The organism is Bacillus sp. PK3_68 (genome assembly GCF_003600835.1).
Classification (GTDB): Bacteria; Bacillota; Bacilli; order Bacillales; family Domibacillaceae; genus Pseudobacillus.
Map to the genome: position 1 here is coordinate 1,996,854 of NZ_NQYC01000001.1, position 15,833 is coordinate 2,012,686.

Genomic DNA, 15,833 nt, shown 5'->3' on the forward strand with positions numbered 1-15,833 from the left:
CCCCCTTCCTACTCTATTATACAACAGGATCAAAATTTGAGAATGAAAATTTAGAATTTTTCACTCACTGCGTTACATAAAACGGGGAAGTCACAGCAAAATAAATTAAACGATCCGCGTCAGAGTAAGGTTTTCAGCAACCAACTAAGGAAATCAAGCCGCAAAGAAAAAGTTCTAAAATAAAGAGTAGAAAACCTTTATTTTGTTAGTTCTATAACATAAATGGATATTATATACTTTTTAATGGGTTTACATAAAAAGTTAGATAATGAGCAGCCCATCTATAGTTCCTTGCTCGCTATTTAGCCTTTTGATCAAACAGCTAGCTTATCGCTTGTTTGACTTCCTTTTTTATGACGGTCCTTTCATAACTGATCGTTGTTGATGGCTAGAGAACTATGCATCACTATTTGACCTAATAAAAAAACCCCACAGCCTCATGGCACTAAGCCAGGAAAACCGTGGAGCTTTGCTTGCTGTACGCCCTCGGCAGGAATCGAACCCACATCTTAAGAACCGGAATCTCACGTGCTATCCGTTGCACCACGAGGGCTTAATCAGTACACTACAAAATTATAGCGGAAACCTTTAGCAAAAGCAATCATTATTTGAAAGTTTTCTCACAAATAAGTTCTGTTGCTTTTCTTACAGGTTTAGCAGGAATTCAAGTGGGTATAATAGAAATCTATGAAGAAGAATCATTTTCCAAATAAGCCATATTATTTGACCTTAATTGACCATCAATGTATGATACTACTACATAAGAATTTCTAACTATTTCATTTTTCAAGGAGGAAAGAAAATGAATTTAATCCCTACAGTTATTGAACAGACGAATCGCGGAGAGCGTGCTTATGACATCTATTCACGCTTATTGAAAGACCGCATCATTATGCTTGGCAGTGGAATTGATGACAATGTAGCCAATTCTATCGTATCTCAGCTCTTGTTCCTTGAGGCAGAGAATCCAGAAAAAGACATCTCCATTTATATTAATAGCCCAGGCGGAAGCATCACTGCCGGCATGGCTATCTATGATACCATCCAGTTTATTAAGCCGGATGTTCAAACGATTTGTATCGGCATGGCAGCATCTATGGGAGCTTTCCTGCTGGCAGCTGGAGCAAAAGGCAAACGCTATGCTCTTCCAAACAGCGAAGTCATGATTCACCAGCCTCTTGGTGGAGCACAAGGACAGGCAACTGAAATCGAAATTGCTGCTAAACGCATTCTCTTCTTGCGTGATAAATTAAATCAAATTCTAGCCGATCGCACTGGACAGCCGCTTGAAGTGATTGCCAGAGACACAGACCGCGATAACTTTATGACTGCTGAACGCGCACTTGAGTATGGTTTGATTGATAAAATTTTGACACGCAACGAACTTCCTAACAAGTAAAATAAAAAAGGCTGCTCTAAAAACCAGCAACCCGCTGGCTTTGGAGCAGCCCTTTTGCTTTCTACATGGATATAAAGTCATCGGTTGAAGAAATATGATGTCAAAGTATTTATGTAGTGGCCACCGGGCTTTGCACATCTGTAAAACGCTTCTGCACATCGCCCGCTATTTTTAGTAGTTCCCTTCTTTTTCAACGAACTCAACAAGGGCTGCCATTGCTTCTTCTTCATCACGGCCGTCAATAGACAATGTCACCGTGCAACCGCGATTAATCGCTAAGCTCATAATTCCCATAATACTCTTAGCATTGACTTTCTTTCCTTCCTTTTCAAGATGAATTTCCGAAGAAAAGCGATTTGCCTCCTGAACAAATAATGCAGCTGGCCGTGCTTGCAGTCCTGTTTTCAATTGAACTTCTGTTGTTTTTTCAATCATAACTATCTCCTCTTTCAATTATTTATTAATTGGTTCATTTGCTCGTAGTTTTTCAGCGATTTCATCAATCTTGCGCAACCGATGATTGATGCCCGATTTACTGATTGCCGTGCCTGATACCATTTCACCAAGCTCTTTGAGAGTGACATCTTGGTGGGCTACACGCAATTCAGCAATTTCACGCAATTTGTCTGGCAATACATCCAAACCGACAGATGATTCAATAAAACGGATGTTTTCTACTTGGCGCAAAGCCGCACCGATCGTTTTATTTAAATTAGCCGTTTCGCAGTTCACAAGACGGTTAACGGAATTGCGCATGTCTCTCACAATGCGGACATCCTCAAAGCGCAACAATGCACTGTGAGCCCCTACAATATTAAGAAATTCGGTGATTTTTTCTGCTTCTTTTAAATAGGTGATAAATCCTTTTTTACGCTCGAGCGTTTTACTGTTTAAGTCAAAGCTATTCATCAGCTCGCACAAAGCATCATTATGCTCTTTGTAAAGCGAAAATATCTCTAAATGATAAGAAGATGTTTCAGGATTATTTACAGATCCTCCTGCCAAAAACGCACCGCGTAAATACGAGCGACGACAGCATTTTTTTCAATTAAGGACGAAGATATATTGTGCACAAAAGAAAATGAATTTTCAATAATCGCTAAATCCTCAAGAATATCACGCGCTCTTTCTTTTAAGCGAACGATATATATATTATTTTTTTTCAGTCTCATTTTCTTTCGTACGAGCAATTCTACTTCTACTTCATAGTTTTTCTTTAACAGTACATAAATTCTCCTGGCAATCGCTGCGTTTTCTGTCTGAATATTGACGACAAGGAGACGATTGGAGAAAGAGAGCGATCCATTCATGCGGATGAGCGCTGAAAGCTCGGCTCTAGCACAGCAATCCTTTACCTCCAGCGTCGTTAGCTCTTTCTTTGTTTCAGAAGCAAATGACAACTACGCCACCTTCTTCCATTTATTTTTATCCTCAATGAGCCGAAAAAGAATCTCAGAAACCTTATTTGTATCATGGCGAACCACGCCACCTTCACGAATCGCAATTTCATCAAAAATAACATTTAGGCCCAATGATTTTAATAAATCAACATCATAAAAGACTGGCCTTGCTCTTTCCTCTTTATATTTTTCCTGGATGTATTCCGGGATCGGATCATTATTCACTAAAATGGTATCGATGAAGCGACAGCTCATATGATCATAAATGGCTTTTACATGGTCACTTGCTGTGAAGTCAAGCGTTTCGCCGGCCTGGGTCATCAAATTGCAGATATAGACTTTTTTGGCAGGTGACTGGCATACTTCCTCGCCAATTTGCGGAACAAGCAAATTAGGCAAAATACTCGTATACAAGCTGCCTGGCCCGACAATAATTAGATCAGCCTCTCTGATCGCTCGGATCGTTTCAGGCAAAGGTTGGATATCCTCCGGTGATAAAAACACCCGCTTAATCCGCTTGCCGGAATAAGGAATTTTCGATTCCCCGGATACCACTGTGCCGTCGTCCATTTCTGCATGAAGCACAACGCTTTGATTGGCTGCTGGCAACACCTTGCCACGAACATTTAACACTTTGCTCATTTCCTGCACCGCATGAACAAAATCACCAGTAATTGACGTTAACGCTGCAATCATCAAGTTGCCAAGCGAATGCCCCGATAATTCATTTTTCGTGCTAAAACGATGTTGAAACAATGTTTCTACAAGCGGTTCTACATCTGACAAAGCAGCTAACACATTGCGAATGTCCCCAGGAGGAGGGATATTCAGTTCATTCCTCAAACGTCCGGAGCTCCCCCCATCGTCAGCCACAGTGACAATCGCCGTTAAATCAACCGGATGCTTTTTTAGTCCGCGCAGAAGGACCGATAACCCGGTTCCGCCACCAATAATTACTACTTTCTTTTCTTGTTTTTGCCTCATGGCGCTTGAACCGTTCTTTTATTAATATCCCGGTGAGTAATCCGGGTTTGATAATCGCTGGCAAAGTAGTTTCCAATGTGTTCCGCTAAAGCGACCGAACGATGTTGGCCGCCGGTGCAGCCAATCGCAATAACGAGCTGTGACTTGCCTTCCATTTTATAATGAGGCAACATGAAAGAAAGTAGATCAATCACTTTCTCAAGAAATTTCTGTGTATCATTCCATTTCAATACATAGCTGGATACATCCTCTTCAAGCCCGGTGCGCGGTCTAAGATGGTCCACATAATGCGGATTAGGTAAAAAGCGGACATCAAATACGAGATCTGCATCAATAGGTAGACCATATTTAAAACCGAAAGACATCACATTCACAGTGAAAACTGACTTCTTATTAAGTGAGAACTCACTTAAAATTTTCTCGCGTAAATCCTTGGGCTTCATGGCAGACGTATTATAGATAATATGCGCTCGTCCTTTTAAATCCTCCAAAAGGGCGCGTTCCTGCTGAATACCGTCGAGAGGAAGACCAGTCGGTGACAGCGGATGAGAGCGCCGCGTTTCTTTGTATCGGCGAACAAGCACAGAATCCTCTGCTTCTAAAAATAATAATTTAGGGGTAACAGAAGACATCTCAGCCGCTTCATCTAAGGCTTGAAAAAGATAATCAAAAAATTCCCGGCCACGCATATCCATTACGACTGCTACTTTGTTCATTTGATTGCCTGAGTCCTTCATCAGCTCTAAAAACTTGGGCAGCAAGGTCGGCGGTAAATTATCTACACAGTAAAAACCAAGATCTTCAAAGCTTTGGATAGCCACTGTTTTTCCCGCTCCGGACATACCGGTAATAATAACCAGCTGCATTTCGCTTCCCGCTTTATTGCTCATTCTCATTCCCCTCTCTCTTTTAGCGGTTATGCCAGCAATTTGCTCTGTACATATCTCTTTTATTAATTTGGATCAAGCCGGTAGGAAAGCAGCTTAAAATCAGGCGTATATGTAAAAGCCCCATAAATCACCCCAGTGCCATGTACCATGTATTCTAAAATGTGGCGATCACCTTCCGCCATCGGCAGTTCTTTTATTTTTTCAACCGGGTGCCATTCCAGCTGGCCTTCTTCGCATTCTTTAATCGATACGCCATCACTTTCCTGAGCAAAAAATGTAAACATCATCCACTCAGAAACAATATCGTCACCATCTTTAATAATAAATGTGAAAATGCCTTTTACAGCTGGCCGGCGTAAATAAATACCCGTCTCTTCTCTATATTCACGAATGACAGCATCGCGGATCGACTCCCCTGGCTCCATTTTCCCACCCGGAGCGACCCACCAGTTGCGACGAGGCTTTTGCAGAAGCAGTACTTTATCATCTTTTAACAACAAGCAGTTTGTTACACGTTGCACATTTCTTCACCTCCGGGTAAGTCCGGCTTCCAACAGAAACCGGGTAATCCGTCTCTTCTCTCATTCTTATTATTATACTATGTTCACTCCATTGATCTCAATGATGGGTTCCGCTAAGAAAACGTTTCCGCTCTAAAAACAGAAGATAATATAGAAAAGCTAGCCTTTTCTTCATAACAGAACCTTCTATTAAGCCGAGAACCTAAAAAAAGAGGATGCTCCATACCGGCAATTCCAGCGGCTGCTTTCAGCCGCGGAAGTCAGTGCCGGTTATCGGAACAACCTCGTCAAAAGGGATATGATTAAATATAGGGGGTGTATCAGATTACTCAATTAATGTAACATATTTTTATTGCAGCTTCATTACGAGCCGATTAACAATCTGTTAAACTTACGCTTCTACCCCTAACTCTTCTTTCAATTCTTCCACAAAGTTTTGGGCCGCTTGAGCTGCGATGCTTCCATCCCCAGTTGCTGTTACGATCTGGCGGAGTGTTTTTTCACGCACATCACCTGCCGCGAAAATGCCAGGTATCTTTGTTTCCATTTTTTCGTTTGTCACGATATAGCCAGCATCATTAGTAATGCCTAAATTCAAAAACGGCTTTGAAAGCGGCAGCATACCTACATAGATAAACACACCATCAGCCGGAAATTTCTGCTCTTCGCCGTTCTCTGTAGACACGAGTGTGACGCTGCCGACTTTTCCGTCTTTTTCATTTATTTCCTTTACTGTATGATTCCAAATAAAATCCACTTTTTCGTTTTTGAATGCCCGATCTTGTAAAATCTTTTGGGCACGAAGCTCATCACGACGATGAACAATCGTTACATTTTTAGCAAAGCGGGTTAAATATGTTCCTTCTTCAACGGCCGAGTCGCCGCCGCCAACAACAACAAGATCTTTCTCTTTGAAGAATGCACCATCACAAACCGCACAGTATGAGACGCCACGGCCTGTTAATTCTTTTTCACCAGGTACGCCGAGCTTTTTCCATTCGGCTCCTGTCGTAATAATTACTGAGCGGCCTTTAAAGTCTTTTGCACCTGCTTTGATGATTTTATACTCTTTGCCGTCGACAATTTCCTTAATATCACCATACGCATATTCAGCGCCGAATTTTTTCGCATGGTCAAACATTTTCGTAGACAAATCCGGACCGAGAATATGGTCATACCCCGGATAATTTTCTACTTCCTCTGTGTTTGCCATCTGCCCTCCAGGCACGCCGCGCTCAATCATTAGCGTAGAAAGGTTCGCACGCGATGTATAGACAGCGGCTGTCATTCCTGCTGGTCCCGCGCCGATAATAATGACATCATAAATTTTATCTTCTGCTGCCAAAGCTAGCCACTCCTTTTCCTTCGGTACTATATAGATACCCTAAATCGTATAATTTATTCTCTTTCTATCCTAATCAATCTATGGACTTTCGTCTAATTTTCTGCTCATTATCACTATAATCTATAATCGTTCGCGCACGTACTTGATATACTTTTGCAATGTAGAAGCAGAGAGGTTATACTTTTCTGCCAGGCTTGTCTGCGATTCTTTCTCACCGCGAAGTTTGCGCCACATATACTCTGTGGCTGCTGCAAATGCTTCTTTATTTTTCAAGCGTGTCTGCTCCTCTGCTATTTCGCCAAAAACAGTGAACCAAAGCATAAATAAACCAGCTTCTTCTGTACCGATCGGCTGAAACTTCTTATAGAGAGTTAGAGCTGTGTCATGCGCCAGACTAATGCGAGCCTCTTCCTTTAGTTTGATATCCACCGACATGCCAAGCACATCCGCCAGGTAAATCTTCTCACGGAAAGCGAGTGATTCAATATCGCAAAAGTCAGGATGGCTCACTACTTTCTTTTGATCCTCTGTTATGGAAAGTAAAAAGATACCGAAAAAACGCTCTTCTTCATATTCACTATTCAACCGCTTTACAATTGAAGCAGGCTGCTGCTCATGGCCAAGCTGCTCCGCCTTTTTACTCGCCCACGGCTCCTGCCCAGCCTTCTCCGGACTCATCTTCAATATATGCTTCCAGGCGTTTTCTGCTACCTCTTGCCGGCCAGAAAAGTAAGCTGAGTGAGAGAGCCAATAATAAAAAGCCGGCTCGCCTTCAAAACCGCTTTTTTGAAGCTTTTTAAGCCATCGATAAGCATCTTCATACTGGCCGATCAGAGCAAATGTTACGCCGAGCTTAAATTGCTGCTCCGGCAAAAGCGGGTATGTCTTTCTTAGCAAATCCACCAGTTGTCTCAACAGACCGTATTGCTTTTCGTAAAAGAAAAAAACAGCTAGATTACATAGGGCATGTAAGTTCCCTGGGTTCTTCTCTAATACGCTTTCCAACACTCCATGGGCTTCTTCAATTTCTCCAAGATAGAAATGAGCAAGAGCCAGGTTGTTATGAGCGGGCCAAAAATCCGGATGCTTAGCAATCAATCCCTCCAAGCATTCTATTGCTTTCTCGAAACTGCCGCCCTCAAGCAGATAACGAGCCTCTTCCTGCAGAGCAATCAACTCATCCTGTTCATCCAACTCATCAAAACCTTCTTCACTGTCAAGCTCAATTAAATCGAGTAGTTCTTCGGCATCCTCTGTGAATTCCCCGGTTTCGTCCTGCTCCAAATATGCCTTGGCGTGCTTAAAAGCTTCTTTAAACAAGCCTAAGTGAGCATAATTATTAGCTAAAAAATAATGGCACTCACTGATCAGCGGATCTAGATCATCCAGCACAAAATGCAGCAAGCCATTTGATTGTTCAAAATTGCCGAGCTCCGTTTCTACAATCGCTAATTGGCAAGCGATCATTGGTTCCATCGGCTCTAAATCCATCGCGCGTGACAAATACTTCTTCGCTTTTGACAGCTCTCTCTTCCGCAGTGCTTTCAAGCCTTTTGTATAGTAATACTCACCTGTCGGCAAAAAAGAGATGACCTTTCCCTTTTCTTTCCGTAGCTTTGAGTGTTTTGTCATGTAAGTCCTCCGAGCATTGTTAATTAACCTATTGAGTATATCATAGATGTCAAAGCCTCGTTAATAAAGAAGAAAAGAAACAAGAATAAAAATAAGATGCAAGTACGGCAGATAGGCAGCGATACACGTCAGTCATTGTTCTATACACTTCGTTCATCCGCCTGTGTGGATTCTCATTTCACAAGAATAAAGCTGTCCTGAAGCCTATCTCCAAGGCTTCAGGACAGCTTTATTCGACTCTATTTGCCGCTCTTCTCTTCATGGCGCTTAGCAAGCACACCTAACACATCAGCAAGCTCTACCTTTTGCTCACGAAGAAGGACAAGCAGGTGATAGAGCAAATCAGCCGCTTCCCACTGTAGTTCATCCTTATCACGGTTCTTCGCCGCAATAATCACTTCGGCTGCTTCCTCTCCAACTTTTTTTAGGATCTTATCGACGCCTTTTTCAAACAAATAAGTCGTGTATGCTCCTTCCGGACGGGTTTGCTCCCTGTCAGCAATCACTTCCTCTAGTTTTTGCAAAATAGTATACGGCAGCATTTCCGTCTGTTCACCATATAAAGATTGCTCGAAACAGCTTGTTGTTCCAAGGTGACAGGCAGGCCCTTCCGGCTTTACAAGTACGACGAGTGCATCCTGGTCGCAATCATATTTAATGTTCACAACCTTTTGGGTATGGCCGCTCGTTTCTCCTTTGTGCCACAGTTCTTGACGTGAACGGCTAAACAGCCATGTTTCGCCGCTGTCTATCGTCCGCTGCAAAGACTCTTTATTCATATAAGCAAGCGTTAGCACTTCATATGTAGTGGCATCCTGGATGATAGCAGGAACTAGCCCTTTCTCATCAAATCGAATCTCTTCCACGGTTACACTCATCGTATATTCACTCCCCGGTCTTTCAAAAAGTTTTTCACTTCGTTCACGCTTGTTTCCTTGTAATGGAAAATAGAAGCAGCTAACGCAGCATCTGCTATCCCTTCTGTGAACACTTCAAAAAAGTGTTTGGCATCTCCTGCCCCACCAGAAGCAATGACAGGGACGGAAACTGCTTCACTGACTGCTTTCGTCAGCGCAAGGTCGAATCCACGTTTTTCACCATCACTGTCCATGCTCGTCAGCAGAATTTCACCAGCTCCTCGCTCAACTGCTTCCCGAACCCAGCTAATGACTTCTCGCTCAGTCGCCTGCCGGCCGCCATGCGTATAAACCCGCCATGAGCCAAGCTCATCGTCCCACTTAGCATCAATTGCGATAACTATACACTGTGTACCAAAGTAATCGGCACCGATTGTGATAAGTTCCGGATCAAGAACAGCTGCCGTGTTTAACGAAACCTTATCAGCCCCCGCACGCAAAATGCGTTTCATGTCTTCAAGTGAATTAATGCCTCCGCCTACTGTAAAAGGAATGGCAAGCTGCGAAGCAACATCCTGAACAACTTCCACCATTGTCTTCCGGCCTTCGTGAGAAGCAGAAATATCAAGAAATACGAGCTCATCTGCCCCCTGTTCATCATACACTTTCGCCAGCTCCACTGGGTCACCGGCATCGCGTAATTCAACAAACTGAATACCTTTCACAACACGGCCGTCTTTCACATCGAGACATGGAATAATCCGTTTCGTGATCATTGGCCTCTTGCCTCCTTTAGCGCTTCGCGAACAGTAAATTGGCCGGTATAAATAGCTTTTCCTACAATCGCTCCGCTGACACCCTCTTGCTCAAAGCGTTTAATTTCCCTTAAATCTTGGAGCGAGCTGACGCCTCCGGAAGCAATCACACGTTTACCAGTTTTCCGGGCAAGCTCGGCTACCGCTTGGATATTGGGTCCAGAGAGCATTCCATCAGTGGCGATATCTGTGAAAATGAAGGTTTCTGCTCCGGCTGTTGCCAGCTCCTTGCCAAGATCTACCGCCTTTAAAGAAGACGTTTCAATCCAGCCATGCGTGGCAACGAATCCATCCTTTGCATCAAGACCGATAGCGATCTTGTCACCAAACCTATTGAGCCATTGTTTAACAAGCTCCGTCTCTGAAACAGCAAGACTGCCAATAATGACCCGATCAACCCCATTTTCTAAATAATGGCGAATATCTTCTTCTGTACGAATGCCTCCGCCAATCTGCACTTTCGCCTCAAGCTTTTGTGCTGCTTCAATCACAAACTGGTCATTGATCCGCCTGCCGTCTTTCGCTCCGTCCAGATCAACCATGTGAATCCATTCTGCGCCTTCTTCCACGAATGATTTCGCCATATCAAAAGGAGAATCACCATACACGGTTTCCTGACTGTAGTCGCCTTGCTTTAGACGGACACACTTGCCGCCGCGCATATCAATAGCCGGGTAGATGGTAAAGCTCATATAATCGCCTCCGATTGCTCCATTGCTTTTGTAAAATTCGTTAATAGCTGCATGCCGACCCGGCTGCTTTTCTCAGGGTGAAATTGCATGCCGAACACATTGTTATTCCCAACAACAGCAGGAATTTCTACGCTATAGACGGTGCTGGCAAGCAGCGACTCTCTATCCATCCCGTCCACATAATAAGAGTGGACAAAATAGACAAAGCCTTCTTCCACACCGTGAAGTACAGGCGACTCTAGATGAAAAGCAAGCTGATTCCATCCCATATGCGGAACTTTTACTTTGTCACCGCTGTCAATCGGAATACGTACCACACTCCCTCTTAACAATCCGAGGCCCTGTGTCCGGCCGTTTTCTTCACTTTCCTGAAACAATAGCTGCATGCCGAGACAAATACCTAAAAGCGGACGGCCACTTTCTACATATGTATGCAAAAAGCTATCGAGTTTTTTTTCTTTCAATAAAGACATAGCATCTCTGAAAGAACCAACTCCCGGCAGAATCAATCCTTTCGTTTCATTCAGTTCTTCCGGCGACTCACTAATAATATAAGGCACACCTATCCTCTCAAGCGCTTTACTGACGCTGAACAAGTTGCCCATTCCGTAATCAACGATGCCGATCATTTACAACATTCCTTTCGTTGATGGCACGCCTTTAACGCGCGGGTCCACGATTGTTGCTTCATCGAGCGCCCGGGCGAGTGCTTTAAAGACCGCTTCAATCATATGATGTGTGTTGCTGCCGTAATGAATGATGACATGAAGGTTCATTCGTGCCTCTAAAGCAAGCTTCCAGAGAAATTCGCGGACAAGTTCCGTATCAAATGTGCCGACCTTTTGCGCCGGAAACTCTCCGCGCATCTCAAAATGCGGACGGTTGCTTAAATCAACAATCACTTGGGCAAGCGTCTCATCCATAGGAACAAATGCATTTCCATAACGTTTAATTCCTTTTTTGTCACCAAGGGCTTCTTTCAAAGCAAGCCCAAGACAAATACCAATATCCTCTGTTGTATGATGATCGTCTATCTCCACATCTCCGTCGGCTTTGACTGTTAAATCAAATTGGCCATGCTTTGTGAACAAATCAAGCATATGATCCATGAACGGCACGCCCGTCTGAATATCTGCCTGGCCCTCACCATCGATAGAAAAAGCAAGCTGTATTTTGGTTTCATTCGTGTTGCGGGTTAATTCTGACGTCCGGTTACTCAACTGGGCCACTCCTTCTTCTGCTAGTTTTGCTATATCTTTTGTTTACTTTATTTTTCTTTGCGTGCCTCTACAGCTCGGGCATGAGCTTCGAGTCCCTCTAAGCGGGCAAAAGCAGCGATTTTATCAACATTCTCATTGAAAGCTTTCTCGCTATACATAATTAAACTCGATTTCTTCATAAAATCATCCACATTGAGCGGTGAAGAAAAACGGGCAGTTCCGTTTGTTGGCAAGACATGATTAGGGCCTGCAAAATAATCGCCAATAGGCTCAGAACTGAAGCGACCAATAAAAATGGCCCCGGCATGGCGAATGCTTTTCACGACATCCAGCGCGTTCTCTGTCATGATTTCTAAGTGTTCCGGCGCCAGCTGGTTCACTACGCTTATCGCCTCCTTCATGTCTTTTGCGACATAAATGGCTCCATAGTTTTCAATAGATTCCCGGGCAATTTCTTCCCTTGGAAGGCCCGAAAGCTGTCGTTCAACTTCTGCTGCCGTCTCTTCAGCGAGCTTCCATGAAGGTGTAACCAACACGCTGCTTGCACGCGGATCATGCTCTGCTTGAGACAATAAATCTGCCGCAATTTCTGCTGGCCTTGCACTTTCATCAGCGAGAACGGCAATTTCACTCGGTCCGGCAATCATATCAATATCCACATCACCAAACACTTCACGTTTCGCCAATGCTACATAAATATTGCCGGGACCAGTGATCTTATCGACTGGACGGATTGATTCAGTTCCATAAGCGAGTGCAGCCACTGCCTGAGCACCGCCAACTTTATAAATTTCTTCTACTCCCGCAATATCAGCAGCTATGAGAACTCCTGCTGGCAAACGGCCATCAGGACCAGGAGGCGAGACCATCACAATCCGCTTCACTCCGGCAACCTTTGCAGGCAGAACGTTCATGAGCACAGAGGATGGGTAGGCAGCCGTTCCCCCTGGTACATATACACCAGCGGAGTCAAGCGGTGTCAGCATTTGGCCAAGCATTGTCCCATTCTGATCTGTATAAGTCCACGTTTCCCTCAGCTGCTTTTGATGAAACGTAAAAATATTGTCAGCCGCCTCTTTAATCACTTGTGTGATCTCCTCAGGAAACTCGTTATAGGCTTCATCAATTTCACCACGCGTGACCCTCATGCTGTTCAGTTCTGCTCCGTCAAATTGCTTCGTGTAGGCTAACAGCGCAGCGTCTCCCTCTGCACGGACTGCTTGAATAATTTTTTGTACAGCGGTACGCTGTTCATTCGTTCCATTATCCACAGAACGCTTTAACGATAATTCTTGTGTGATATTTTGGATCTTCATCTCTTTCACACTGCCTTTTCTGCAATAATTTCTGACAGCCGGCTGACAAGCTGGCTAATTTCCTTACCCTTTAAACGATAACTGGCTGGATTAACAATTAGCCGGGAAGTAATATCTACAATTGTTTCATATTCAACAAGCCCATTTTCTCTTAAAGTCCGGCCGGTCGATACGATATCAACAATCCGATCTGCAAGCCCAATCATTGGAGCAAGCTCAATAGAACCGTTTAATTTGATAATTTCAACTTGCTCCCCTTTTCCGCGAAAATAAGAAGAAGCGACGTTTGGATACTTCGTTGCCACTTTAGGAGCTACTTCATCCACAGAAGTATCAGGCAAACCAGCCACAGCCAGGTAGCATGGACTGATCTTTAAATCGATCAGCTCATACACATCTCTTTCCTCTTCAAGGAGCACATCTTTGCCCGCAATTCCGAGATCTGCGACACCATATTCGACATATGTTGCCACATCCATTGGTTTCGCTAAAAAAAAGCGTAAATGCTCTTCCGGCACTTCAATAATTAGCTTGCGTGATTCATCGAGATCCGGAGGCAGCTGATAGCCTGACTCACGGAGCAGTTCAGCTGCCTCTTCAAAAATTCGCCCTTTGGGCATCGCAATTGTTAACATGGCGATCAGAACTCCCTTCCGCTTGTTGCTTTTCCTACGAAGAAGGAGACACTCTTGCATGCTTCTGTAAACCGGTCTACATCTTCTACGCCGGCTACATCCTGCAAAAGCACCGCTTCTCCTGCTTCACGACGTTTTCTTGCCTCTTGAATAGCTTCTACTCGGCGCTCATTGCTGAATAAGATGCAATGTACTTTTTCTTCCTCTTCCAGCTGTTCAAGAGCGCCAAGCAATACATCAACACGAAGTCCGAATCCTGTAGCACTGGCTGGCTGGCCGAACTTTTCGAGCAAATGATCATAACGGCCTCCGTTGCCCGCCGATGTTCCGGCTCCATCAACGTAAACTTCAAACACTAACCCTGTATAATAGCTCATATGGCTGACGAGCGGTAAATCGAATTGTATATACTCCGCTACACCATATTCTTGCAATCTTTCATATAAACCGCGCAATTCAGCAATCGCCTCGCTACCTGCCCCGCCCTCAATTAGATCAGCCGCCCCTTCAAGACAGTTCAGTTCCCCTGTTAAATCTAGAAAACGCAGAAGGCGCTGCTGGTCAATGGAAGAAAGCGGGAGACTTTTTACATGTTCACAGTAGCCGACATAATTTTTTTCGTATAAAAAACGGCGTAGATGTTCAACCCGCTCTTCTGTACCAAGAATTTGGCGGAACAGCTCGTCCGTAAAGCGAATGTGGCCGAGAGAAATTTGAAAACGCTCCATACCAGTTTTCTTTAGGATAGATACAAGCAGTGCAATAAGCTCTGCATCGGCGCTCACCGTCTGGTCACCAATCACTTCTACACCAATCTGCTCAAATTCAGCTGCTCTTCCTCCCTCACGCTGCTGTGCTCGGTAGACGCTCGCTGAGTAGGCGAGCCGCAACGGCACACGTTCCTTCAATAACTTTGAGGCCGCCACTCGCGCAATCGGCGTTGTCATATCGGGACGCAGCACAAGAGTATTTCCTTGCTGATCAAGCAATTTAAACAACTGGCGATCCAAAATAGCAGAGGCTTCTCCTACGGTCTCATGATATTCCAAAGCAGGTGTTTCAATAAATCGATATCCCCAGCTTCTCATCTCTGTTTCCGCTGTTTCTTTTAGCTTTCGCTTCGTTTCATATATATGAGGGAGCGTGTCACGCATCCCGACAGGTTTTTCAAACATTAACAGCTTCGACATGGTCTATCACCCGATCATCTGTAGATTTCACGCAGCATGCTTTAGTTCGCTAATATGCTAACATGATGAAGTAATTACAAGTAGTTTAACGTTTCTGACAATTTCCGTCAAGAGAAATAAATACGCCATTCCCTTTAACTTTCCCTTTAAAATAAAAAAGCTGAAGTGATCCTATTAGGATTGGATCACTTCAGCTTTTCTTATGCAGGGGCCTTTTCAAAAGCAAGCTTTAAACCAAAGCCTACAAGCACAGCGCCCGATACTCCCTGAATGACTTTTTGAGTGGATTGTTTCTGCATAAACCCACTTATTTGATCTATGAGCAAAATGAAAAAAAGAGAGTATAGAAAAGTTAGGGCTGTATAAATAAAACCCAACAGAAGAAAGGGAACAAAGCTGTGCACATGCGGCTCTACAAATTGAGGTAAAAATGTTAAGAAAAATACAGCCACTTTAGGATTTAACAAATCGGTTAAAAACCCTTGCCGAAAGAAATTTTCGTCTGCCGCTTGGCAGCTTTCACTTAGAGCAGGGGCCTTTAATTTGTTATCTCTGACGGATAAAAAGGCTCTCACACCTAAGTAAATGAGATAAGTAGCACCTACAAATTTGAATATTGAAAATAAATAAGCGGAACTGGCGATAATAGCAGATAATCCAATGATTGCTATTAATGTGTGAACTAACAGCGCCAAACAGATCCCTAAAATGGTTCTTAGCCCTCCTTTCCTCCCTTCTCTTAACGTATTTCTCGTTAAAATTACGTTATCAGGTCCCGGAAGAATAACCAAAAAGAAAGACATAATCACAAAAGTAACGATATTTATCATAACTTCACATCCTTTTATTTCGAAATTTTATCATAGAAAGCAAATATTTTAGAAGAGGAAAAATGCGATGTCAGATCAGACAGTGCAGCAAATGAACAATTAAAAGC

Annotated in this window: 16 protein-coding genes, 1 tRNA gene and 1 pseudogene; 1 reads left to right on the forward strand and 17 read right to left on the reverse strand. The window is 43.7% G+C overall.

Going from position 1 to position 15,833, the window contains the following annotated elements; translation table 11 throughout:
- Nucleotides 1–481: 481 nt before the first annotated feature.
- Nucleotides 482–553, reverse strand: a tRNA-Arg gene (locus tag CJ483_RS10400).
- A gap of 249 nt (nucleotides 554–802) precedes the next feature.
- Between CJ483_RS10400 and clpP the strand changes: the two genes are divergently transcribed.
- Nucleotides 803–1,399 carry an ATP-dependent Clp endopeptidase proteolytic subunit ClpP gene (clpP, locus tag CJ483_RS10405; protein WP_120034666.1) on the forward strand — a complete coding sequence of 199 codons (597 nt, stop codon included), beginning with the start codon at nucleotides 803–805 and terminating at the stop codon, nucleotides 1,397–1,399.
- 171 nt (nucleotides 1,400–1,570) lie between these two features.
- On the opposite strand, the gene CJ483_RS10410 is transcribed toward clpP, so the two are convergent.
- From CJ483_RS10410 to CJ483_RS10485, 16 genes and pseudogenes are all read right to left on the reverse strand, one after another.
- Nucleotides 1,571–1,834, reverse strand: coding sequence for an HPr family phosphocarrier protein (locus CJ483_RS10410; protein ID WP_120034668.1), 264 nt, complete (start codon nucleotides 1,832–1,834; stop codon nucleotides 1,571–1,573).
- Nucleotides 1,835–1,852: 18 nt separating this feature from the next.
- Nucleotides 1,853–2,799, reverse strand: a pseudogene (whiA, locus tag CJ483_RS10415) (DNA-binding protein WhiA).
- Nucleotides 2,800–3,783, reverse strand: coding sequence for a gluconeogenesis factor YvcK family protein (locus CJ483_RS10420; protein WP_120034670.1), 984 nt, complete (start codon nucleotides 3,781–3,783; stop codon nucleotides 2,800–2,802).
- A complete protein-coding gene (gene rapZ, locus CJ483_RS10425; protein WP_120034672.1) occupies nucleotides 3,780–4,673 on the reverse strand; it encodes an RNase adapter RapZ in 894 nt (297 codons plus the stop codon). Before rapZ ends, CJ483_RS10420 begins: the two co-directional genes overlap by 4 nt.
- Nucleotides 4,674–4,735: 62 nt before the next feature.
- Nucleotides 4,736–5,194, reverse strand: a complete 459-nt coding sequence (locus CJ483_RS10430; protein WP_049664749.1) for an NUDIX domain-containing protein — start codon at nucleotides 5,192–5,194, stop codon at nucleotides 4,736–4,738.
- A 391-nt stretch (nucleotides 5,195–5,585) separates the two neighbouring features.
- Nucleotides 5,586–6,539, reverse strand: a complete 954-nt coding sequence (trxB, locus tag CJ483_RS10435) for a thioredoxin-disulfide reductase (RefSeq protein WP_259455610.1) — start codon at nucleotides 6,537–6,539, stop codon at nucleotides 5,586–5,588.
- A gap of 120 nt (nucleotides 6,540–6,659) precedes the next feature.
- Nucleotides 6,660–8,171, reverse strand: a complete 1,512-nt coding sequence (locus CJ483_RS10440; protein ID WP_120034674.1) for a tetratricopeptide repeat protein — start codon at nucleotides 8,169–8,171, stop codon at nucleotides 6,660–6,662.
- 239 nt (nucleotides 8,172–8,410) lie between these two features.
- Nucleotides 8,411–9,049 (reverse strand): bifunctional phosphoribosyl-AMP cyclohydrolase/phosphoribosyl-ATP diphosphatase HisIE, encoded by a 639-nt coding sequence (gene hisIE, locus CJ483_RS10445; RefSeq protein WP_120034676.1) that lies wholly within the window; start codon nucleotides 9,047–9,049, stop codon nucleotides 8,411–8,413.
- Nucleotides 9,046–9,804 carry an imidazole glycerol phosphate synthase subunit HisF gene (gene hisF / locus CJ483_RS10450; protein ID WP_120034678.1) on the reverse strand — a complete coding sequence of 253 codons (759 nt, stop codon included), beginning with the start codon at nucleotides 9,802–9,804 and terminating at the stop codon, nucleotides 9,046–9,048. Before hisF ends, hisIE begins: the two co-directional genes overlap by 4 nt.
- A complete protein-coding gene (hisA, locus tag CJ483_RS10455) occupies nucleotides 9,801–10,535 on the reverse strand; it encodes a 1-(5-phosphoribosyl)-5-[(5-phosphoribosylamino)methylideneamino]imidazole-4-carboxamide isomerase (protein ID WP_120034680.1) in 735 nt (244 codons plus the stop codon). The genes hisF and hisA overlap by 4 nt, the downstream gene beginning before the upstream one ends.
- Nucleotides 10,532–11,164 carry an imidazole glycerol phosphate synthase subunit HisH gene (gene hisH / locus CJ483_RS10460; protein ID WP_120034682.1) on the reverse strand — a complete coding sequence of 211 codons (633 nt, stop codon included), beginning with the start codon at nucleotides 11,162–11,164 and terminating at the stop codon, nucleotides 10,532–10,534. The genes hisA and hisH overlap by 4 nt, the downstream gene beginning before the upstream one ends.
- The gene (gene hisB / locus CJ483_RS10465; protein ID WP_120034685.1) at nucleotides 11,165–11,755 is read right to left on the reverse strand and encodes an imidazoleglycerol-phosphate dehydratase HisB; all 591 of its coding nucleotides are present in this window, start codon (nucleotides 11,753–11,755) and stop codon (nucleotides 11,165–11,167) included.
- A gap of 47 nt (nucleotides 11,756–11,802) precedes the next feature.
- Entirely contained in the window at nucleotides 11,803–13,071 is a 1,269-nt protein-coding gene (hisD, locus tag CJ483_RS10470) for a histidinol dehydrogenase (RefSeq protein ID WP_120037932.1), read from the reverse strand.
- 5 nt (nucleotides 13,072–13,076) lie between these two features.
- Nucleotides 13,077–13,706 carry an ATP phosphoribosyltransferase gene (gene hisG, locus CJ483_RS10475; RefSeq protein WP_120034687.1) on the reverse strand — a complete coding sequence of 210 codons (630 nt, stop codon included), beginning with the start codon at nucleotides 13,704–13,706 and terminating at the stop codon, nucleotides 13,077–13,079.
- Between the two features lie 5 nt (nucleotides 13,707–13,711).
- Nucleotides 13,712–14,896: an ATP phosphoribosyltransferase regulatory subunit gene (locus tag CJ483_RS10480; RefSeq protein WP_120034689.1), complete on the reverse strand. Its 1,185-nt coding sequence runs from the start codon at nucleotides 14,894–14,896 to the stop codon at nucleotides 13,712–13,714.
- A 200-nt stretch (nucleotides 14,897–15,096) separates the two neighbouring features.
- Nucleotides 15,097–15,726 (reverse strand): LysE family translocator, encoded by a 630-nt coding sequence (locus tag CJ483_RS10485; protein ID WP_120034691.1) that lies wholly within the window; start codon nucleotides 15,724–15,726, stop codon nucleotides 15,097–15,099.
- Nucleotides 15,727–15,833: the final 107 nt, after the last annotated feature.

Coding starts and splice junctions, on each gene's coding strand:
- CJ483_RS10410 (WP_120034668.1), bottom strand. CDS start 1,834: ATGATTGAAAAAACAACAGAAGTTCAATTGAAAACAGGACTGCAAGCA.
- hisF (WP_120034678.1), bottom strand. CDS start 9,804: ATGATCACGAAACGGATTATTCCATGTCTCGATGTGAAAGACGGCCGT.
- hisH (WP_120034682.1), bottom strand. CDS start 11,164: ATGATCGGCATCGTTGATTACGGAATGGGCAACTTGTTCAGCGTCAGT.
- CJ483_RS10420 (WP_120034670.1), bottom strand. CDS start 3,783: ATGAGGCAAAAACAAGAAAAGAAAGTAGTAATTATTGGTGGCGGAACC.
- clpP (WP_120034666.1), top strand. CDS start 803: ATGAATTTAATCCCTACAGTTATTGAACAGACGAATCGCGGAGAGCGT.
- CJ483_RS10485 (WP_120034691.1), bottom strand. CDS start 15,726: ATGATAAATATCGTTACTTTTGTGATTATGTCTTTCTTTTTGGTTATT.
- hisD (WP_120037932.1), bottom strand. CDS start 13,071: ATGAAGATCCAAAATATCACACAAGAATTATCGTTAAAGCGTTCTGTG.
- hisA (WP_120034680.1), bottom strand. CDS start 10,535: ATGAGCTTTACCATCTACCCGGCTATTGATATGCGCGGCGGCAAGTGT.
- rapZ (WP_120034672.1), bottom strand. CDS start 4,673: ATGAGCAATAAAGCGGGAAGCGAAATGCAGCTGGTTATTATTACCGGT.
- hisIE (WP_120034676.1), bottom strand. CDS start 9,049: ATGAGTGTAACCGTGGAAGAGATTCGATTTGATGAGAAAGGGCTAGTT.
- CJ483_RS10480 (WP_120034689.1), bottom strand. CDS start 14,896: ATGTCGAAGCTGTTAATGTTTGAAAAACCTGTCGGGATGCGTGACACG.
- hisG (WP_120034687.1), bottom strand. CDS start 13,706: ATGTTAACAATTGCGATGCCCAAAGGGCGAATTTTTGAAGAGGCAGCT.
- CJ483_RS10440 (WP_120034674.1), bottom strand. CDS start 8,171: ATGACAAAACACTCAAAGCTACGGAAAGAAAAGGGAAAGGTCATCTCT.